The organism is Pseudoduganella sp. SL102 (assembly GCF_027856995.1).
In the GTDB taxonomy this organism is placed as follows: domain Bacteria; phylum Pseudomonadota; class Gammaproteobacteria; order Burkholderiales; family Burkholderiaceae_D; genus Rugamonas; species Rugamonas albidiflava.
Window position 1 is genome coordinate 336,939 of record NZ_CP115554.1, and the last position, 15,996, is coordinate 352,934.

Below are 15,996 nucleotides of genomic sequence, written 5' to 3' on the forward strand. Positions count from 1 at the left end.
AATCTTTCCGTTTTTGTTTTCTCCCCGACTTGTTCATACTTCATTCCATCGACGCAGCGCAGGCGAAACAGCCAAGAGAACACGGCAGCGTAGCGCGGCGCCAGACTTTCGAAGATATCGACAATCCATTTAATCCCAGGAGAAAACATCATGCCAATCGCCAAAGCCCAACCCGGTAAAACCCTGCTGAACGGCGCGGACCACACGCTGATCCTGATCGATCACCAGTCGCAGATGTCGTTCGCCACCAAATCGATCGATGCCACCGTGCTGCGCAATAACACCGCGCTGGTCGCGAAGGCCGCGGCTGAATTCAAGGTGCCGACCATCCTCACCACGGTGGCCGCCGAATCGTTCTCCGGCCCCATCTACGAAGAGATCCAGTCTGTGTTCCCGGACCAGAAGCCGATCGACCGCACCACCATGAACACGTGGGAAGACCAGCGCATCGCCGATCGCGTCAATGCGATCGGCAAGGACCGCATCGTGCTGGCCGGGCTGTGGACGTCGGTGTGCATCGTCGGCCCCGCACTGTCCGCGCTGGACCAGGGTTTCGAGGTGTACGTGATCACCGATGCCTCGGGCGACATCACCGAGGAAGCGCATGAGCGCGCCGTGCAGCGGATGGTGCAGGCCGGTGCCCGCCCGATCACGTCGCTGCAATACCTGCTCGAACTGCAGCGCGACTGGGCCCGCGGCGACACCTACGACCAGACCGTGAAGACTTCGGTACAGCACGGCGGCGCCTACGGCCTGGGGCTGGTCTACGCCAAGTCGATGTTCAACGCCTCGGAAGGGCATTGATGGCGGGCGCGCCCGGAGCGGGAGGGTCTCCGGGCGCCGCTTTCCACCGGGCGCCGCGGCTGGCGGCGCCTGCTATTTTCGACTAGGGCGCGTGCCGCAGCAGCGCGGCCAGGCGATCGAGGTTCTGCTCGTTGGCACCGGCCACGAAGCGCGCCACCTTCGCGCACTCGGCCGGGTCGCCGAAATGCATCGTCCAGCGCAGCCGCGTCTTGCCGTCCGCGTCGGTGAACTCGAACGTGGCGCGGAACGCATGGCCGGAGACGTGGTCGAACACGATCCGTTCGCCCGGCACGATCTCCACGAAATGCGATTCGTTCGGATAGGTCGTGCCGTCCGGCCCGTGCATCACGAAGGTCCACGCGCCGCCCGCCGTGAAATCGAAACCCTGGAAAGTGCTCGTGAAGCCTTCCGGGCCCCACCATTGCGCCAGCTGTTCCGGATCGCTGAAGGCGGCGAACACCCGCCCGCGCGGCGCATCCAGCACGCGGGTCGTCACGATGTTGCAATCGTCCATGCTGCCGTCGTCCATGCTGCGTTCGCCGTCCATGTTGCACTCGTCCATGTTTTCTCCGCTCGCGATCTTTGCGTCATCCGGTTGCGTCATCCGGTTGCTTCATTCGTTTGCAATATTCTAATGCGATATGATCGGCGTTCGATGGAGGACACATGGCCAACTTGCTGCTGAACCTGCCGCCGCTGGATGCCCTGCGCGGCTTCGTGGCGGCCGCGCGCCGCCTCTCTATCACCGCCGCGGCACAGGATCTGTGCCTGACGCAATCGGCCGTCAGCCGCCAGGTCCAGGCGCTGGAAGACCGGCTCGGCACGCCGCTGTTCGTGCGCGGCAACCGCGCGATCATGCTGACGGACGCCGGCCGGCAGCTGTTCGACCTCGTCTCGCCATGGCTGGACCAGCTGGCCGAACTGTCCGACACGCTGAAGCAGGCCACGCCCCGCCCCGTGACCATTTCCGCCAGCATCGGCGTGGCCGGCCTGTGGATCCTGCCCCGGCTGGGCGCGTTCCAGGCGGCGCACCCGGACCTGGACCTGCGCCTGGCCACCAGCAACCGGCTGATGGACCTGCGCCAGGATGGCGTGGACCTGGCGATCCGCTACGCGCCGCCATCGGCTGTTCCGGCCGACGCGGTGCGCCTGTTCGACGAGGACGTGGTGCCGGTCGCCAGCCCGGCGATCGCGGCGGCCGCTTTCGCGGCGCCGGATGCCCTGCCGCGCCAGGTGCTGCTGGACCTGGACGAACCGGGCCGCCCGTTCCTGCAGTGGGCCACGTGGCTGCAGCGCCATGCCTTGCCGTACCGTCCGCAAGCCACGCTGCGCTTCAACCAGTACGACCAGGTGATCGCCGCCGCGCTCGACGGCAATGGCGTGGCACTGGGCCGCCTTGCCCTCGTCCTGCCGATGCTGAAGGATGGGCGGCTGGTGGCCCAGATGGCGCGGCGCACGCGGGTCGACTACGCCTACTGGCTGCTGCAGGCCACGGCGCAGCCGCGCCACGAAGTCGCCGTGGTGCAGGCATGGCTGCAAGGCCAGGTCGGCATCACGTCACAGGAACTGGCGCAACTGGCCGGCCAGGCCGGCAATGGCGGCGACGGCGCGTCGCAGGCGGCTTGAAGGCAAGGCCACTTCCAGCTCGAAGTCGACCTGGCGGGTGCGCCGCACGCTCGACAGGTGCGTCGCCTGCATCGCCCGCAGCTCGGCCGCTTCATCCTGCTCCAGCAGGCGATCGATCCCGTCGCAGCCGGTGATCCACAGCGTGCCGCCCAGGCAGCGCACGCGGACGGTGCCGCGTACCCGCAGCGTGGCCTGTTCCATCGGTTGCAAAATCAATCGCATGATGCACTCCGCATGATGCCCTCCATCTTGCAGCGATTGTGCGGCACCGGGCGGCATGCCTCAAGCGCGAAACCGGCATCGGCCGCATGCGCGGCGCGCATGGCTCGCATGCCCATTCGCCGCTGGTGGCGGGGTGCCGCGCAGCGCTATGCTGGCGGTTCACCAGGAGGATTGCATGGACAATGGACTGATCGTGACCGGCGCCACGCCGGCGGCGGACTGCAGGGAACGGCCATGAACGCTTTCCGTACCGCGAAAGCCCACGCCCCGCTGGCCGCCGTACTGTGCGGCGGCATCATCGTCGGCCTGGCGCTGGGCATGCGCCATGTGCAGGGCCTGTTCATGCTGCCGATGATCGGCACGCGTGGCTGGGGGCGTGAAGCGTTCGCGCTGGCCATCGCACTGCAGAACCTGGTCTGGGGGCTGGCGCAACCGGTCACGGGCATGATTGCCGACCGCTGGGGTGCACGCCGGGTGCTGGCCGCCGGCTGCGTGCTGTATGCGCTCGGGCTGTACCTGATGGCGCATGCCGCCACCAGCATGGAACTGGCGCTGTCGGCCGGCTTGCTGATCGGCGTGGCGCTGTCCGGCACCACGTTCGGCGTCGTGTACGGCGCCATCAGCCGCATCGTGCCGCCGGCGCGGCGCAGCTGGGCGCTCGGCATGGCCGGCGCGGTCGGCGGCGTCGGCCAGTTCGCCATGGTGCCGGCCACGCAGCAGCTGATCGGCGGCCTGGGCTGGATGCTTGCGCTGACGGTGTTCGCCCTTGTCCTGGCTTTGGCGCTGCCGCTCGCCTGGCCGCTGGACGACCGCCAGGCCGCCTCACCGGACCGGCAGGCGCAGTCGATGGGCGGCGCGATCCGCGAAGCGTTGTCGCACCGCGGCTTCTGGCTGCTGAACCTGGGCTTTCTCGCCTGCGGCTTCCAGCTTGCGTTCATCGCCGGCCACTTCCCCGCTTTCCTGATGGACCAGGGCCTGCCGCCGCAGACGGGCGTGGCCGCGCTGGCCATCATCGCGCTGGCCAACGTGGCGGGCACCTACCTGTGCGGGCAACTGGGCGGCATCTACCGCCGCAAGTACCTGCTGGCCGGCCTGTACCTGGTGCGGTCCGCCGCGATGCTGGCGTTCGCGCTGCTTCCTGTCAGCACGGCCAGCGTCTACGCCTTCTCGTTCGTGATGGGCCTCACGTGGCTCGGCACCGTGCCGCTGACCAATGGCCTGGTCTCGCAGGTCTTCGGCGTGCGGTACCTGGCCACGCTGTTCGGTTTCGTGTTCGTCGGCCACCAGCTGGGCGGCTTCCTCGGCATGTGGCTGGGCGGCGCCGTGTTCGATGCCACCGGCTCGTACAACACGATGTGGCTGCTCGCGGTATTGATCGGCCTGGCGGCGGCCGCGCTGCACTGGCCGATCGACGACCGTGCCGTGGCGCGGCTGCAGGCGGCGTGATGAACCGCCGCGAGTCGCTCGGCCGCATCGCGGCGGTGCTCGCGCTGTGCGCCGTGTGCGCCTGGGCCACCGATGCGCTGCTGGACCCGGCCAGCGTGCTGGTGCTCGCCGCGATGTTCACGCTGTGCTAGCGCTTAGTTCGCTTGCGCCGTTACCCGAATTTGGTTAACATCGCGTTCAACAACGCCACCTGTTCAAACCGAGAACGAGAAATTGTTCAAAGTACTGGTGGCTTTTCTACATCTATGGTCTTCACACTGATCCCTTACACCAAGCCTTCCCGCACTGCGCGGCAGCTGATAGGGAAGTTGCAAACTCAAGGCTTGGTTGTGAACGATATTCCCTCTACGGAAGCGTTCCTGGGACGAGTAAATTACTACCGTTTCCGCGGCTATTTATATCCTTACTTTGATCGGGCAAAGGCCAGACCGTGGCAATTTGCCGCGGGCACCAACGTCGAGCAAGCTCGACAAATGTATTGCTTCGATGAAGAGCTGCGTCATCTGCTTTTTGACGTCCTTTCTCAAATCGAAGTTTTATTTCGCACGAAACTGGACGCCACAATGTCGCTCGCGTCAGGCGATGGATTTTGGTATCTCGAGCAGAAATGGTTTCATCGCCAGAGGTATCCGCAGCGAATCATCGACAGCCTTCATGCCGACTTCACCCGAAGCAAGGAAGAATTCGCGCAGCACTATCACCGTTCTTACTACAACCAAATTTCTTCATCTCACAAAGGCTTGCCGCCATTCTGGGTCGTTGCTGATCTCACTACGCTCGGGCAGATAAGGGAAATTTTCAGGGCATTGGATCAGCATGCAAAGGCGTTTGGCCACACTGCTGGATAGTGTCCCCAGGAGTGGTGTATGAGAAGTGATTCTCAAGGGGCTGGGTCCCCGATCAGTTAATCACGGCGGAGAGCCGTGCGGGCTGATTGTCGCTCAAGGACAATAATCCTTCAAGCTGCATGTATCGGCGCTGCAAGGACCACTCGTCATTCTGTTCGAGCATCATGGCCCCGACCAAGCGGATGATGGCGGCATCGTTAGGGAATATACCGATGACGTTGGTTCTACGCTTCACCTCGGCGTTCAATCTTTCAAGCGGATTGGTGCTGTGAATTTGGGTCCGATGCGCTTTCGGGAAGGTCATAAACGTCAGTACCTCGTGCTCAGCATCGTCCATCATCGCAGCCAGTTTCGGAAATTTGGCCCGCAGCTGATCGGCAACGATGCGCCACTGTGCACTGGCCGCTTCCGCAGTTTCCTGCACGAAGATCGTGTTGATCATGGCGAGTACGGCTTGTCGCTGGCCCTTTCCAGCATGGGCCAGGGCATTGCGGATGAAGTGGGCGCGGCAGCGCTGCCAGCTCGTTTTGAGTACTTTGCTGGCAGCGGCTTTGAGGCCTTCGTGGGCGTCGGAAATGACCAGCTTCACGCCACGTAGGCCGCGACGCGTCAGACCGCGCAGGAAGTCGGTCCAGAAAGGCTCTGCCTCCGAAGGCCCAGTTGCTACGCCAAGAATCTCACGCACACCATCGGTATTGACGGCCACGGCGATTATCACGGCCACGGAAACGACCCGCCCGGCCTGGCGCGACTTCACGTATGTCGCGTCGATCCACAAGTAGGGCCAATCGCCTTCGATCGGCCGATTCAAGAACGTTTGTACGCGCTCGTCGATCTCTTCGCACAGCCGGGAAACCTGACTTTTCGATACCCCGCTCATGCCCATTGCCTTGACCAGCTCATCGACTGAGCGCGTCGAGATCCCCTGGATGTAGGCTTCTTGGATGACTGCAGTGAGCGCCTTTTCGGCAGTGCGCCTTGGCTCGAGAAAGCCGGGGAAGTAGCTGCCACTGCGCAGCTTCGGGATTTTCAGATCAACCTTGCCGGCCCGGGTTTCGTAAGCCCGGTCGCGGTAGCCGTTGCGGCTGTTAATGCGCTCATCGCTGCGTTGGCCGTATGCAGCTTGGCAGAGCGCTTCGACATCCATCTCCATAAGCCGCTGCAGGGCGTGCTGCAGCGTTTGACGGATGAAATCTGCTTCTGCCCCCTTTTCGGCGAGCTCGGATAATGCGATAGTGGCGTCGGTCATTGTGGCTCCTACTGTGGTTTTGTTAAGGTCTTCGCAAACCCAACATTACCTCAAGAATCACAATGGCCGCCCTCAAGCTGCCTTCCTAAACGCCAACTCTGGCGAAGTCTTCATACACCACGCTGCGGGACACAATCCACTGCTGGAACACCTGTCAGTACACCGCTCGACAAAATGGCGCAAACATTGGGTGCAGCCAGTTTCGACATATTGCTATCCTGGATCGACGCATTGCGTGCGGTCAGGAATCTATGTGCACATCACACACGCTTATGGAACAGAAATCTGGCGGCACCGAGAAGCATAGACGTGCCAAACATTGTCAGCGTCTCTCCAGTAGGCAGTGGCCATCGAAACGCCCACAATACAACCTACACAGCCATCCTTGTCATACGGCAGATCAGCAAGATTTCGGGGCTCGTTGAAAACATCAAGGACGGCCTCAATCAGCTGTTAAAAAAATACCCGGAAGCTGATCGGGTCAAGACATCGATGGGGATGCCGGATCACTGGGAAACCTGCAGGATCTGGAGACCATAGACCCTGCATGCCTTTGCAGATCAAAGCGACTTCGCCGCCGTGCGCGCGATTTCCACGAACGCCTGCACGGCCGGCGCGGCGCGCGACAGGTTGCGCAGGATCAGCCCGACGCGCCGCCGCGCCATCGGCCGCAGCGGCCGCGCGACGATGCGCGGATGCGTTTGCGCCATCGCGTGCGGCAGCGCCAGCTCGGGCATCACGGTGACGCCGTCGCCATTGTCGACCAGGCCCAGCACCGTGACCATCTGCGACATGCGGTAGCGCACGTGCGGCGCCAGCGCGGCATTGGCGAACAGCGGCTCGACCAGCGCCGAGCAACCCTGTTCCGGCATGATGAAGGGAATGCCCACCAGCTCCTCCAGCGTAACGGACTTCCTGGCCGCCAGCGGGTGATCGCGCTGCAGCAGGGCCACCAGCTGGTCCTCGACCAGCGGTATGGTGTCGAAGCGGTCGTCCGGCAGCACGGCGAAACCGACATCCACGCGGCGGTCCGCCACCCACTGGATGACGGCGGCATCCGGCCCTTCGTCGATCTGCACTTCGATGCCGGGATAGCGCGCGCGGAACGCCTGCAGGATCGCCGGCAGCAGTTTCAGGGAGGACGTGGGGCCGAACGAGCCGATGCGGATCAGGCCCTGGTTCAGGCCGCGCGCCACCGAGGCATCCTGCCGCATCGCTTCCTGCAGGCCGAGGATCTCGCGGGCGCGCAGCAGCAGGCGGCGGCCCAGTTCCGTCACTTCGACGGCGGCCTGCTGGCGTTCCACCAGCTGCACGTCGAGTTCCTGCTCGAGCGAGCGGATGGCGTGCGAGACGGCGGACTGGCTGATGCCGAGGCGCAGCGCGGCCGAGGTGAAGCCGCGCATCTCGGCCACCATCACGAAGATTTCCAGTTGGGTGAAGGTCATGGTAGTCCGATGGAAAGGTGGCCATGAGCTTTTGCTCATTTGCCTATGAGTCGGGATAAGTAATACTGTATGGCTTCCCCAACCCCGGATGCAAGCGGAACATGAACAGCCCTCTCCTGAAAAACAATCTCGTGTACGTGAAACTCGTACTGGTCACCCTGTTCTGGGGCGGCACGTTCATCGCCGGCCGCATCGTCGCCCATGCGCTGCCGGCGATGACGGCCGCCGCGCTGCGTTTCGCCGTGGCGGCCGTCCTGCTGCTGCTGGTCGCATGGTTGAAGGAGGGCGGCCTGCCGCGCCTGAGCGGCAAGCAGATGGCGGCCACCGCGGCGCTGGGCCTGACCGGCATCTTCCTGTACAACCTGTGCTTCTTCGGTGCGCTGGGCTCGATGCCGGCCGGGCGCGCCGCGCTGTTCATCGCGCTGAACCCGATCGTGACCGCGCTGGCCGCCGCCGTGCTGCTGCGCGAACGGCTGCACGCCGTGAAGTGGGCCGGCATCGCGCTGGCCTTCGCCGGCGCGGCGATCGTCATCACCCGCGGCGACCCGATGGCGGCCCTGCACGACATCGGCCAGTCGCTGGGCAAGGGCGAACTGCTGATGCTGTGCGCGATCAGCAGCTGGGCCGCGTACACGCTGGTGGGCCGCGCCGCGCTGAAGGGCCTGACGCCGGTCGCCGCCACCACCTATGCCGCGCTGTGGGGCTTGCTGTTCCTGCTGGTGGGCGCGGGGCGCGACCTGGTGACATTGCAGTGGAGCGCCATCGGCTGGCAGGTATGGGGCAGCCTGGGCTACCTGGGCGCGTTCGGCACCGTGCTGGGCTTCGTCTGGTACTACGAGGGCGTGAAGGCGATCGGCGCATCGCGCACCGCCGTGTTCAACAACCTGGTGCCCGTGTTCGGCATCGGCCTGGCGGCGCTGCTGCTGGGCGAGCAGGTGCTGGCATCGATGGTGGCCGGCGGGGTGCTGGTGGCGGCCGGGGTGACGCTGACGAACCGCTGAACCGCTGAACCGTTCACGTACGTGCGCGCTGTTTGCCGGTGTTGTGCCGCGCGGTATCGTGCGATGGCGGCGTGGCGATCTCCCTATCATGACGCGATCTGAAGGGAGGAGAAAGCATGCGGTACCTGATCCTGTTGCTGTTGGTGGCGCAGCTGGGCGGCTGCGCCACGGTGCTGTCGGACAGCGAGCGCACCGCCGTGGCGGGCAAGACCTATGTGATCACCGGCGCTTCCAGCGGTTTCGGCAAGGGTGTGGCGCTGGAGCTGGCGGCATTGCGCGCCAACGTGGTGCTGGCGGCGCGCCGCACCGATGCGCTGGAGGCCGTGGCGGCGGAAGCGGCGGCGAAAGGCGGCAATGCGCTCGTGGTGACGACGGATGTCAGCCGCCAGGGAGACGTGCAGCGGCTGCTCGATGCGGCGCTGGCGCGCTTCGGCCGCGTCGACGTGTGGATCAACAACGCGGCCGTGGGCGCCATCGGCGCGTTCGATAGCGTCCCGCTGGACGACCATGCGCGCATCGTCGACGTGAACCTGAAGGGCCTCATTTACGGCAGCCATGCGGCGATCCGCCAGTTCCGCAAGCAGGGCGCGGGCACGCTGGTCAATATCGGCTCGGTGGAAAGCGTGATCCCGCAGGCCTATCACGCGACGTATTCGGCCACCAAGGCGGCCACGCTGTCCCTCGGCCGCTCGCTGAACGAGGAATTGCGGCTGACCGGCGCCGGCAACATCGCGGTGGCCACCGTGCTGCCGTGGGCCACCGACACGCCCTTCTTCACGCACGCCGCGAACTACAGCGGCGGTACGCCGCGCATGCCGCTGATGGACGAACCGCAAAAAGTGGTGGATGCGATCGTGTGGGTGTCGGTGCACCCGAGGGAAGAACTCGCGGTGGGGTGGAAAGCCAAGGCCGCGTACGCCGGCGCGCGGCTGGCGCCCGACCTGGCCGAACGGTTCTCCGCCAATGTGGCGCACCGTTACCAGTACGAGACGGCGCCGCCCGCACCGGCCACCGCCGGCGCGGTGCACCGGCCGATGCCCGGTTCCACCGGCATCGATGGCGGCCACCGCGAACGCATCGAACGCGAGAACGAGGAACGCGCCGCGGCCCGGCGCGGGGATTGACCGTTATTGCTTGCCGGCGTCGAGCGTCTTCAGGTAGTCCTCGTACACGTCGTACATGCCGCCGAAACCGCCTTCCATGGAAGCATGGCTGGCCAGGAAGATGGCGTTCTCCGCCGCGCTGGCATTCAACGGCGCCGAGTGCAGCGTGAAGGCCGTCCGGCCGTTGTCTTCCTCCAGCGTGACGGTGTTCAGCACTTCCAGTGGCCACATGGGCAGCAGCGGATAGCGGATGCGGTTGCCCTGCTCGTCCGCGAAGCCGTTGACGAAGGCGAAGCGCTGCGGCGGCTCGATTTCCTGGAAATCGAAACGGCCCCACACATCCATGTCGGCCGTGCCGCCGCGCGGATGCATGCAATAGTGGAAGATGCCGCCTGGCCGCACGTCGGCCTGTGCCACCGTGATCGTGCATTCCTTCGGCCCCCACCAGTGCCGCAGGTGGTCCGGGTCGGTCATTGTCGCGAAGACCAGGTCGCGCGGCGCGTCGAACACGCGGCGGATGGTGAGTCCAACTTCGTCAGCGTTTGCCATGCTCGTTCTCCTTAGTTTGCACTTCAGCCAGGTAATCGTCGAGGCGGTCCAGGCGCTCTTCCCACAAGCGGCGGTACTGGCCGATCCAGCCGCTCGCCTCGCGCAGCGGCGCCGCTTCCAGGCGGCATGGCCGCCACTGCGCATCGCGGCTGCGCGAGATCAGGCCGGCGCGCTCGAGCACCTTCAGGTGCTTCGTGATCGCCGGCTGCGTCATGTCGAACGGTGCCGCCAGTTCCGACACCGAGGCCTGCCCCCGTGCCAGGCGTGCCAGGATGGCGCGGCGGGTGGGGTCGGCCAGGGCCGCGAACGTCAGGCTCAATTGTTCGGAATGGAGAGATTGCTCGTCCATGGGGTAAGACCGGAAGCTTATTTAACCTGTTGGTAATGTAAGCTGTGGATCAGCGTGGTGTCAAGCTATTGCCGTGTTGCGGTGAAGTGCACGGCAAAAGGAAACTCCTGGGTACATGGCTTGCCTTCACAGAGGGCTGGCTTGTATTTCTCCAGCATCAATACACCGGCAACCAGCTTCGTCAGTTTCGTATTGGCAGAGTGGGCATCGGGAGATTGATACACCTTGATATCGGTGGCACGGCCATCCGGTCCCACGATGACGCCCAGGTCGAAAACGCCTTCGATATGCACCTTGCGGCGGATATCGGCCAGCGTGCGCATCAGGTGCGCATAGCCATTGACGGGGAATGGCGGCTCGTCGTCCGGTCCCATCTGCTCGTACATCCCCCGCAGCCGCGCTTTCTCGTCTTCTGGAAGCTCGGCATAAGGTTTGTTGAAGGCAATGGTAGTAAGTGCGACGTTTCGCTTGATGTTGGTCCCGACACGCGCATCCTGCTCCGCCATGCGGTATTGCTGAGCATGGGCCAGGCAGCTCGCCAGCGCCAGCATGGCCCCGAGAATGAAGTGGATACGCAACATGAGCTCCGTGCAAAAGGCGCAGTTATAGCGCATCGCTGCCATGGTAAAACTCACGAATTGTCACGATGTAATAAGTTTTTCCTTGAACAATCTAGCCAGCCACGCGGCCGTTTTCAGTGCCGCAGCTTGAAGTTCATGCGGAACGGGAATTCCTGGGTGCAAGGCGTGCCACCGCACAGCGCCGGCTTGTACTTTTCCAGCACCAGCACGTTGGCGATGACGGTCGTCAGTTGCGGGTCGGACGATCCGTACACCTTGATCTCGCTGGCGCGGCCATCCGCGCCGACGATCACGCCCATGTCGACGTTACCGGCGATCTGCAGGCGCTCCTGCACGGCGGACATCGCCCGCATCAGGCTGCGGTAGCCGCGCGCGGGGAACGGCGGCTCGTCGCCGGGCGCCATGTGTTCATACATGCCGCGCAGGCGCGCCTTGTCCGTCTCGGACAATTCCGCATAGGTCTTGTCCGGCGGCAGGCTGAGGCGGGTATTCTCGCGCTTGAGGAGCGTGCCGGTGCGTGGTTCCTCCTCCTTCATGCGGTACTGCTGGGCGTGGGCGAGGCTGGTCGACAGTACCAGCATGGCGCCGAAGGCAAGGGCGATTCGCAAGTTGACAACTCCCCAGTGGAAACGCGGTTCATGACGCATCGATGTCCATCGAAAAACCAGCCATGATCAAGGCGGCCAAGGCCCCGGAAATCCAGGTGGCCCTTGATCGGCTTCATGCAACATCGCGGGGCCGCTAGCGGTAGGTTTTCAGCTGTTGGTTCTCCAGCGAGAAGCGGATGGCAAAAGGGAATTCCTGGGTACACGGTTTGGCATTGCACAGCGCCGGCTTGTATTTCTCCAGCATCAGCACGCTGGCGATCACCTGCGTCGTCTTCGGGTCCGGCGACTGGTAGACCTTGACGCTGTCGGCCTGGCCATCGGCACCGACGATCACGCCCATCTCCACCACGCCCTCGATCTGCACGCTGTTCTGGGCGGAACTGATTGACCGCATCAGCTTGCCATACCCGCGCGCCGGATACGGCGGCTCGTCATCTGGCCCCATGTTCTCGTACACGGCGCGCAGGCGGGCCTTGTCCGCCTCCGGCAATTCGGCATAGGTCTTGTCGGGTGGGAAATTGATGCGTGCCGTACTGCGCCGGAGATTGGAGCCAGTCTGGGGCTCGTCGGCTTTCACGGAGTATTCCTGGGCCTGCGCCAGCAACGTCGACAGCGCCAGCACGGCGCCAATGGCAGGGATGATGCGCAAAATAAACTCCGCAATGGTAAATGCTGTTTATAGCGCATCACCCCCTGTCGAAAACTCACTATTTATCACACGGCAACTAATTTCCCAAAAACGGGGACAGTCCCCGATTTTTAGCAACAATTCTGTGGTTTTTACACCGCATCCTGTTGTCTGGCTTATTTCGACAAGGGCGGCACGAATCATTTGTCGGAATGCCGACAAATCCCATGCCTGCAAGAAAATTGTTGCTCAAAAACGGGGACAGTCCCCAGTGCGGGTGTTGTGGATTTACCACCCGGTGCCGGAGCAGTACTGTTCGACGTATTTCTGGTGCGACGGCAGCTGGGCCACGGTACGGTCGATGGTGCCGCTGATGTTGCCGAGGAAGCGGGCCAGTTCTTCGTCGCCCATCAGGTCCGCGGTCTGGTGGTGCGAGGCGGGCAGGATGCCCTGGCCCAGCATCACCTGGATCCACGAGTTCTCGGCGAACAGTTCGTTCGGCACGCGGAACACGCGGCCGGTGTCGCGGAACAGGTCGATGCGGTGCTGCAGCGACGGCGGCAGCTTCATCGTGGCGGCGTCGCGCCAGTACGGCGTGTCGCGGCGGTTTGTCACGTTGTAGTGCAGGATGATGAAATCGCGGATGTGCTGGATCTCGTAGTCGGCCTGCTGGTTGAATTCGTCGATGTCGGCCTGGCTGATGCCATCCTGCGGGAACATCTGCATCAGCCGGATGATGCCGCGCTGGATCAGGTGGATGCTGGTCGATTCGATCGGTTCCAGGAAGCCGCTGGCCAGCCCGATGGCGATGCAGTTGCCCTTCCACGTCTGCTTGCGCTGGCCCGGCGTGAAGCGGATCACGCGCGGCGTCATCAACGGTTCGCCATCGACGGCCGCCTGCAGCGTGCGCACTGCCGTTTCGTCGTCCGTGTAGCGGGTGGAGTACACCAGGCCATTGCCGACGCGGTGCTGCAGCGGGATCTGCCACTGCCAGCCCGCGTCGCGCGCGATCGAGCGGGTGTACGGCACCGCATCGCGCACCGATTTCGTCTGCAGCGCCACGGCGCTGTCGTTGAACAGCCAGTGCGACCAGTCCTCGTATTCCACGCCCATGGTCTGCCCGATCAGCAGGCCGCGGAAACCAGTGCAGTCGATGAACAGGTCGCCCTCGAGTTCGGCGCCGGAGTCCAGGCGCAGGGCGGTGATGTCGCCGCTCAGCAGGTTCTTGCGGACCTCGACGATCTTGCCTTCCACGCGCTGCACGCCATAGCGTTCCGAGAAGCGGCGCAGGAATTTCGCGTAGCGGCCGGCATCCATGTGGTAGGCGTAGTTCATGCCGTTGTTCGGCAGGTGCGCAAAGCGGTTCTTCAGGCCGGCCTTCAGTTCCAGGCAGTAGTCGCCGTAGTCGCCGGCGATGCCGCGCTCGCGGCCCTTGTGCCAGAAATGCTGGAAGCCGGCCGTCCAGTGGTCGGTGCCAGTGGTGCCGAACGAGTGGATGTAGTCCTCGTTCACGTTGCGCCAGTTTTCAAAGCTGATGCCCAGCTTGAAGGTGGCCATGGTCTCGGCCATGAACTCCTGCTCGTTGATTTCCATGAGGTGGTGGAAATTGAGCAGCGTGGGAATGGTGGCTTCGCCGACGCCGACGGTGCCGATCTCCTCGGACTCGATCAGCTTGATGTCCAGCAGCTTGCCCAGCGATTTCGACAGCCCGGCGGCGACCATCCATCCCGCCGTGCCGCCGCCGGCGATCACCACGCGGCGCACCGGTTTTTTCTGGCGTTGTTGTTCCATGTTCGTCTCCTTCTTGCCTTCTTGTAGTGGCTTCAGCGGTTCAGGCGCTTCAGCAGCTGGGCGCGCAGCGCGCGCGACATGTCCTCGGTCATCGGCGCCAGCATGCGCTGCGCGGCCGGCGGAATGTGGGCGGAAGTCCGCTCGTCGTGCTCGAACACGTAATGGCGGAACAACCCTTCCCATGCCTTGCGCTGCGCCGGCGGCAGGTCGCGGATCGTCATGATCGCGTACATCAGCGCGTTGGTCGCCGTATCGATGTAGTGCGGCGACTGGCGCCACCAGTAATTCACCAGCACGTTGAAGGCGTCGAGCGCCTCGACGTGGTGCCACCACATGCTGGGGATGAACAGCGCGTCGCCCGGCTCCATCTCGGCCACCTGCGCATGTTCCAGGGCTTCGGCAAAGCGCGGGAAGCGCTCGAAGTCCGGCGCATGCAGGTCGACCAGGCTGATCGCCTGCCCGGCCGGGGTGAAGTCCAGCGGCCCCACGTACAGGTTCGGCAACTGCTCGGGCGGGAACAGCGTGAAGCGGCGCCGGCCCGCCGTCACGCAGGCCAGGTTGTCCGGCGCGTCGTAGTGCGCGGCGATGCGCGTGCGGTTGCCGATCCAGATCGAGGCCAATGGCTCGCGGCCGCCGCCCAGGTCGACGTCGTTCTCGGCGCGAAAACCGGGCAGGAAGTTATCGATCGTGGTGGAACCCACGTAGATCGCCGGCGGCTGCTCGTCGTTGCGGTGCCCTTCCAGCTCGTCCAGCACGCCGCCCAGGGGCGCGTGCACGGGCCGGAAATTGAAGCCGGACAGGTCGTCGTTGTAGAAGAAGCGGCCGCCGATGTCCGGCAAGCCGAGCATCGCCACGACCGGGGCGCCGGTATAGAAGCGCTTCAGGTACGCGGACGCCGCTTCCTGCGATGCCAGCGCGGCGCGCACCATCGGCCAGTGCGCCACCAGGCCGCGCAGCAGCAGCGGCTGCGTGGACGTCAGGATGCGGTCATTCAGGTCGCGCGGCGTGAGGCCGCGCAGTTCAGCGACGGGCAGCATGCTGCCGGTTCTTCCGGTCGATCAGCGCGCGGAATTGCGACAGCGACGCCAGCACCATGTGGATCGGCTGCAGGTAGCCGGCCCGGTGCAGCGCACCGATGGCTTCCGTGTCGAGCACGTGCAGGCGTTCCTCGTGGATCGTGTAGAAGCCGGCGAGGCGGTTTTGCGAGCCGTCGTCCAGTTCGATGTCGAACACGAACGATTCCAGCAGCTCGTACTTCAGCAGCGCGTCGACGAAGGCCACGTTGCTCTGCAAGCCTTCGTGGATCGTGAACAGGATCGAGTTGATGCGTTCGAGGTATTCGGTGATGCCGCCGTGCGGCAGGAAGGCCGGCTCGCCTTCGGTACGGGAGACGCGGGGGCTGTCCAGGTCCACGTGCACCAGCATCTCTTCGCCATTGCGGCCGATCAGGAACGGCTGGCGTTCGATCATCAGCGGGATTTCCGGCGCATCCCAGCCATCGGCTTTCAGGAACAGGTTTTCACCGGCCTGGAAGCCGAACAGCACGATCGGCTCAAAGCCGCGGCCATCTTCGGCCTTGCGGAACACGATCGGGTAATGCGCCTGCAGCGTGCGGAATTCGGCGGGGAAGGTGGCAACGTACATCTGCTCGTCGCCGAGGCCGGCGCCGTGGCGGGTGATGACCTTCAGGTCCTTGTGCTGGACGTTGTTCAGTAAAACGTGGTTCGTCATGCGTGTCTCGTCTGT

Annotated in this window: 20 protein-coding genes; 8 read left to right on the forward strand and 12 right to left on the reverse strand. The window is 64.2% G+C overall.

Translation table 11 applies throughout. The annotated features are described in order from the left end of the window. Positions 1 to 150 precede the first annotated feature (150 nt). Positions 151 to 804, forward strand: a complete 654-nt coding sequence (locus OU994_RS01450) for a hydrolase (RefSeq protein WP_281609333.1) — start codon at positions 151 to 153, stop codon at positions 802 to 804. 82 nt (positions 805 to 886) lie between these two features. Here the strand turns inward: OU994_RS01450 and OU994_RS01455 are convergent, their stop codons facing one another. After that, on the reverse strand, positions 887 to 1,366 hold the full coding sequence (locus OU994_RS01455) for an SRPBCC family protein (protein WP_281609334.1): 480 nt from the start codon (positions 1,364 to 1,366) through the stop codon (positions 887 to 889). A gap of 104 nt (positions 1,367 to 1,470) precedes the next feature. On the opposite strand from OU994_RS01455, the gene OU994_RS01460 reads away from it, so the two are divergent. After that, on the forward strand, positions 1,471 to 2,430 hold the full coding sequence (locus OU994_RS01460) for a LysR substrate-binding domain-containing protein (protein ID WP_281609335.1): 960 nt from the start codon (positions 1,471 to 1,473) through the stop codon (positions 2,428 to 2,430). Here the strand turns inward: OU994_RS01460 and OU994_RS01465 are convergent. Beyond that, the gene (locus OU994_RS01465; RefSeq protein WP_281609336.1) at positions 2,362 to 2,652 is read right to left on the reverse strand and encodes a hypothetical protein; all 291 of its coding nucleotides are present in this window, start codon (positions 2,650 to 2,652) and stop codon (positions 2,362 to 2,364) included. The two genes, OU994_RS01460 and OU994_RS01465, sit on opposite strands and share 69 nt — an antisense overlap. A gap of 234 nt (positions 2,653 to 2,886) precedes the next feature. On the opposite strand from OU994_RS01465, the gene OU994_RS01470 reads away from it, so the two are divergent. From OU994_RS01470 to OU994_RS01480, 3 genes are read left to right on the forward strand one after another with little or no spacing between them, the layout of a single operon-like run. Further along, complete coding sequence (locus OU994_RS01470; protein WP_281609337.1) at positions 2,887 to 4,098, forward strand: MFS transporter; 1,212 nt, start codon at positions 2,887 to 2,889, stop codon at positions 4,096 to 4,098. Beyond that, positions 4,098 to 4,229: a hypothetical protein gene (locus tag OU994_RS01475; protein WP_281609338.1), complete on the forward strand. Its 132-nt coding sequence runs from the start codon at positions 4,098 to 4,100 to the stop codon at positions 4,227 to 4,229. Before OU994_RS01470 ends, OU994_RS01475 begins: the two co-directional genes overlap by 1 nt. 12 nt (positions 4,230 to 4,241) lie before the next feature. After that, complete coding sequence (locus tag OU994_RS01480) at positions 4,242 to 4,946, forward strand: Abi family protein (protein ID WP_281609339.1); 705 nt, start codon at positions 4,242 to 4,244, stop codon at positions 4,944 to 4,946. Positions 4,947 to 4,998: 52 nt separating this feature from the next. Here OU994_RS01480 and OU994_RS01485 read toward each other — a convergent pair whose 3' ends face one another. Continuing rightward, positions 4,999 to 6,195 (reverse strand): IS256 family transposase, encoded by a 1,197-nt coding sequence (locus tag OU994_RS01485; protein WP_281609340.1) that lies wholly within the window; start codon positions 6,193 to 6,195, stop codon positions 4,999 to 5,001. A gap of 174 nt (positions 6,196 to 6,369) precedes the next feature. On the opposite strand from OU994_RS01485, the gene OU994_RS31685 reads away from it, so the two are divergent. Next, positions 6,370 to 6,735: an Abi family protein gene (locus OU994_RS31685; RefSeq protein WP_373922527.1), complete on the forward strand. Its 366-nt coding sequence runs from the start codon at positions 6,370 to 6,372 to the stop codon at positions 6,733 to 6,735. Between the two features lie 20 nt (positions 6,736 to 6,755). On the opposite strand, the gene OU994_RS01490 is transcribed toward OU994_RS31685, so the two are convergent. Continuing rightward, positions 6,756 to 7,640, reverse strand: a complete 885-nt coding sequence (locus OU994_RS01490; protein WP_281609341.1) for a LysR family transcriptional regulator — start codon at positions 7,638 to 7,640, stop codon at positions 6,756 to 6,758. A 101-nt stretch (positions 7,641 to 7,741) separates the two neighbouring features. On the opposite strand from OU994_RS01490, the gene OU994_RS01495 reads away from it, so the two are divergent. Together OU994_RS01495 and OU994_RS01500 are read left to right on the forward strand one after the other, a co-directional pair. Then, the gene (locus OU994_RS01495) at positions 7,742 to 8,641 is read left to right on the forward strand and encodes a DMT family transporter (protein ID WP_281609342.1); all 900 of its coding nucleotides are present in this window, start codon (positions 7,742 to 7,744) and stop codon (positions 8,639 to 8,641) included. 116 nt (positions 8,642 to 8,757) lie between these two features. Then, positions 8,758 to 9,765, forward strand: a complete 1,008-nt coding sequence (locus OU994_RS01500) for an SDR family oxidoreductase (protein WP_281609343.1) — start codon at positions 8,758 to 8,760, stop codon at positions 9,763 to 9,765. Positions 9,766 to 9,768: 3 nt separating this feature from the next. On the opposite strand, the gene OU994_RS01505 is transcribed toward OU994_RS01500, so the two are convergent. From OU994_RS01505 to OU994_RS01540, 8 genes are all read right to left on the reverse strand, one after another. After that, positions 9,769 to 10,293, reverse strand: coding sequence for an SRPBCC domain-containing protein (locus OU994_RS01505; protein WP_281609344.1), 525 nt, complete (start codon positions 10,291 to 10,293; stop codon positions 9,769 to 9,771). After that, positions 10,280 to 10,642: a helix-turn-helix transcriptional regulator gene (locus OU994_RS01510; RefSeq protein ID WP_131148490.1), complete on the reverse strand. Its 363-nt coding sequence runs from the start codon at positions 10,640 to 10,642 to the stop codon at positions 10,280 to 10,282. The genes OU994_RS01505 and OU994_RS01510 overlap by 14 nt, the downstream gene beginning before the upstream one ends. 65 nt (positions 10,643 to 10,707) lie before the next feature. After that, the gene (locus OU994_RS01515; protein ID WP_281609345.1) at positions 10,708 to 11,265 is read right to left on the reverse strand and encodes a hypothetical protein; all 558 of its coding nucleotides are present in this window, start codon (positions 11,263 to 11,265) and stop codon (positions 10,708 to 10,710) included. A gap of 71 nt (positions 11,266 to 11,336) precedes the next feature. Continuing rightward, on the reverse strand, positions 11,337 to 11,831 hold the full coding sequence (locus tag OU994_RS01520) for an energy transducer TonB (protein ID WP_281609346.1): 495 nt from the start codon (positions 11,829 to 11,831) through the stop codon (positions 11,337 to 11,339). 133 nt (positions 11,832 to 11,964) lie between these two features. After that, a complete protein-coding gene (locus OU994_RS01525; protein WP_281609347.1) occupies positions 11,965 to 12,480 on the reverse strand; it encodes an energy transducer TonB in 516 nt (171 codons plus the stop codon). Positions 12,481 to 12,747: 267 nt separating this feature from the next. Next, complete coding sequence (locus tag OU994_RS01530; RefSeq protein WP_281609348.1) at positions 12,748 to 14,250, reverse strand: tryptophan halogenase family protein; 1,503 nt, start codon at positions 14,248 to 14,250, stop codon at positions 12,748 to 12,750. Positions 14,251 to 14,282: 32 nt separating this feature from the next. Continuing rightward, positions 14,283 to 15,287: a cupin-like domain-containing protein gene (locus OU994_RS01535; RefSeq protein WP_281609349.1), complete on the reverse strand. Its 1,005-nt coding sequence runs from the start codon at positions 15,285 to 15,287 to the stop codon at positions 14,283 to 14,285. After that, entirely contained in the window at positions 15,271 to 15,981 is a 711-nt protein-coding gene (locus OU994_RS01540) for a SapC family protein (protein ID WP_281609350.1), read from the reverse strand. Before OU994_RS01540 ends, OU994_RS01535 begins: the two co-directional genes overlap by 17 nt. Between the last annotated feature and the right edge of the window lie 15 nt (positions 15,982 to 15,996).

What these genes read in the sequence shown, in the direction of transcription:
- OU994_RS01530 (WP_281609348.1), bottom strand. Translation starts at nt 14,250, where the DNA reads ATGGAACAACAACGCCAGAAAAAACCGGTGCGCCGCGTGGTGATCGCC.
- OU994_RS01495 (WP_281609342.1), top strand. Translation starts at nt 7,742, where the DNA reads ATGAACAGCCCTCTCCTGAAAAACAATCTCGTGTACGTGAAACTCGTA.
- OU994_RS01515 (WP_281609345.1), bottom strand. Translation starts at nt 11,265, where the DNA reads ATGGCAGCGATGCGCTATAACTGCGCCTTTTGCACGGAGCTCATGTTG.
- OU994_RS01485 (WP_281609340.1), bottom strand. Translation starts at nt 6,195, where the DNA reads ATGACCGACGCCACTATCGCATTATCCGAGCTCGCCGAAAAGGGGGCA.
- OU994_RS01460 (WP_281609335.1), top strand. Translation starts at nt 1,471, where the DNA reads ATGGCCAACTTGCTGCTGAACCTGCCGCCGCTGGATGCCCTGCGCGGC.
- OU994_RS01490 (WP_281609341.1), bottom strand. Translation starts at nt 7,640, where the DNA reads ATGACCTTCACCCAACTGGAAATCTTCGTGATGGTGGCCGAGATGCGC.
- OU994_RS01535 (WP_281609349.1), bottom strand. Translation starts at nt 15,287, where the DNA reads ATGCTGCCCGTCGCTGAACTGCGCGGCCTCACGCCGCGCGACCTGAAT.
- OU994_RS01475 (WP_281609338.1), top strand. Translation starts at nt 4,098, where the DNA reads ATGAACCGCCGCGAGTCGCTCGGCCGCATCGCGGCGGTGCTCGCGCTG.
- OU994_RS01500 (WP_281609343.1), top strand. Translation starts at nt 8,758, where the DNA reads ATGCGGTACCTGATCCTGTTGCTGTTGGTGGCGCAGCTGGGCGGCTGC.
- OU994_RS01540 (WP_281609350.1), bottom strand. Translation starts at nt 15,981, where the DNA reads ATGACGAACCACGTTTTACTGAACAACGTCCAGCACAAGGACCTGAAG.
- OU994_RS01455 (WP_281609334.1), bottom strand. Translation starts at nt 1,366, where the DNA reads ATGGACGAGTGCAACATGGACGGCGAACGCAGCATGGACGACGGCAGC.
- OU994_RS01450 (WP_281609333.1), top strand. Translation starts at nt 151, where the DNA reads ATGCCAATCGCCAAAGCCCAACCCGGTAAAACCCTGCTGAACGGCGCG.
- OU994_RS01470 (WP_281609337.1), top strand. Translation starts at nt 2,887, where the DNA reads ATGAACGCTTTCCGTACCGCGAAAGCCCACGCCCCGCTGGCCGCCGTA.
- OU994_RS01510 (WP_131148490.1), bottom strand. Translation starts at nt 10,642, where the DNA reads ATGGACGAGCAATCTCTCCATTCCGAACAATTGAGCCTGACGTTCGCG.
- OU994_RS01465 (WP_281609336.1), bottom strand. Translation starts at nt 2,652, where the DNA reads ATGCGATTGATTTTGCAACCGATGGAACAGGCCACGCTGCGGGTACGC.
- OU994_RS31685 (WP_373922527.1), top strand. Translation starts at nt 6,370, where the DNA reads ATGGCGCAAACATTGGGTGCAGCCAGTTTCGACATATTGCTATCCTGG.
- OU994_RS01505 (WP_281609344.1), bottom strand. Translation starts at nt 10,293, where the DNA reads ATGGCAAACGCTGACGAAGTTGGACTCACCATCCGCCGCGTGTTCGAC.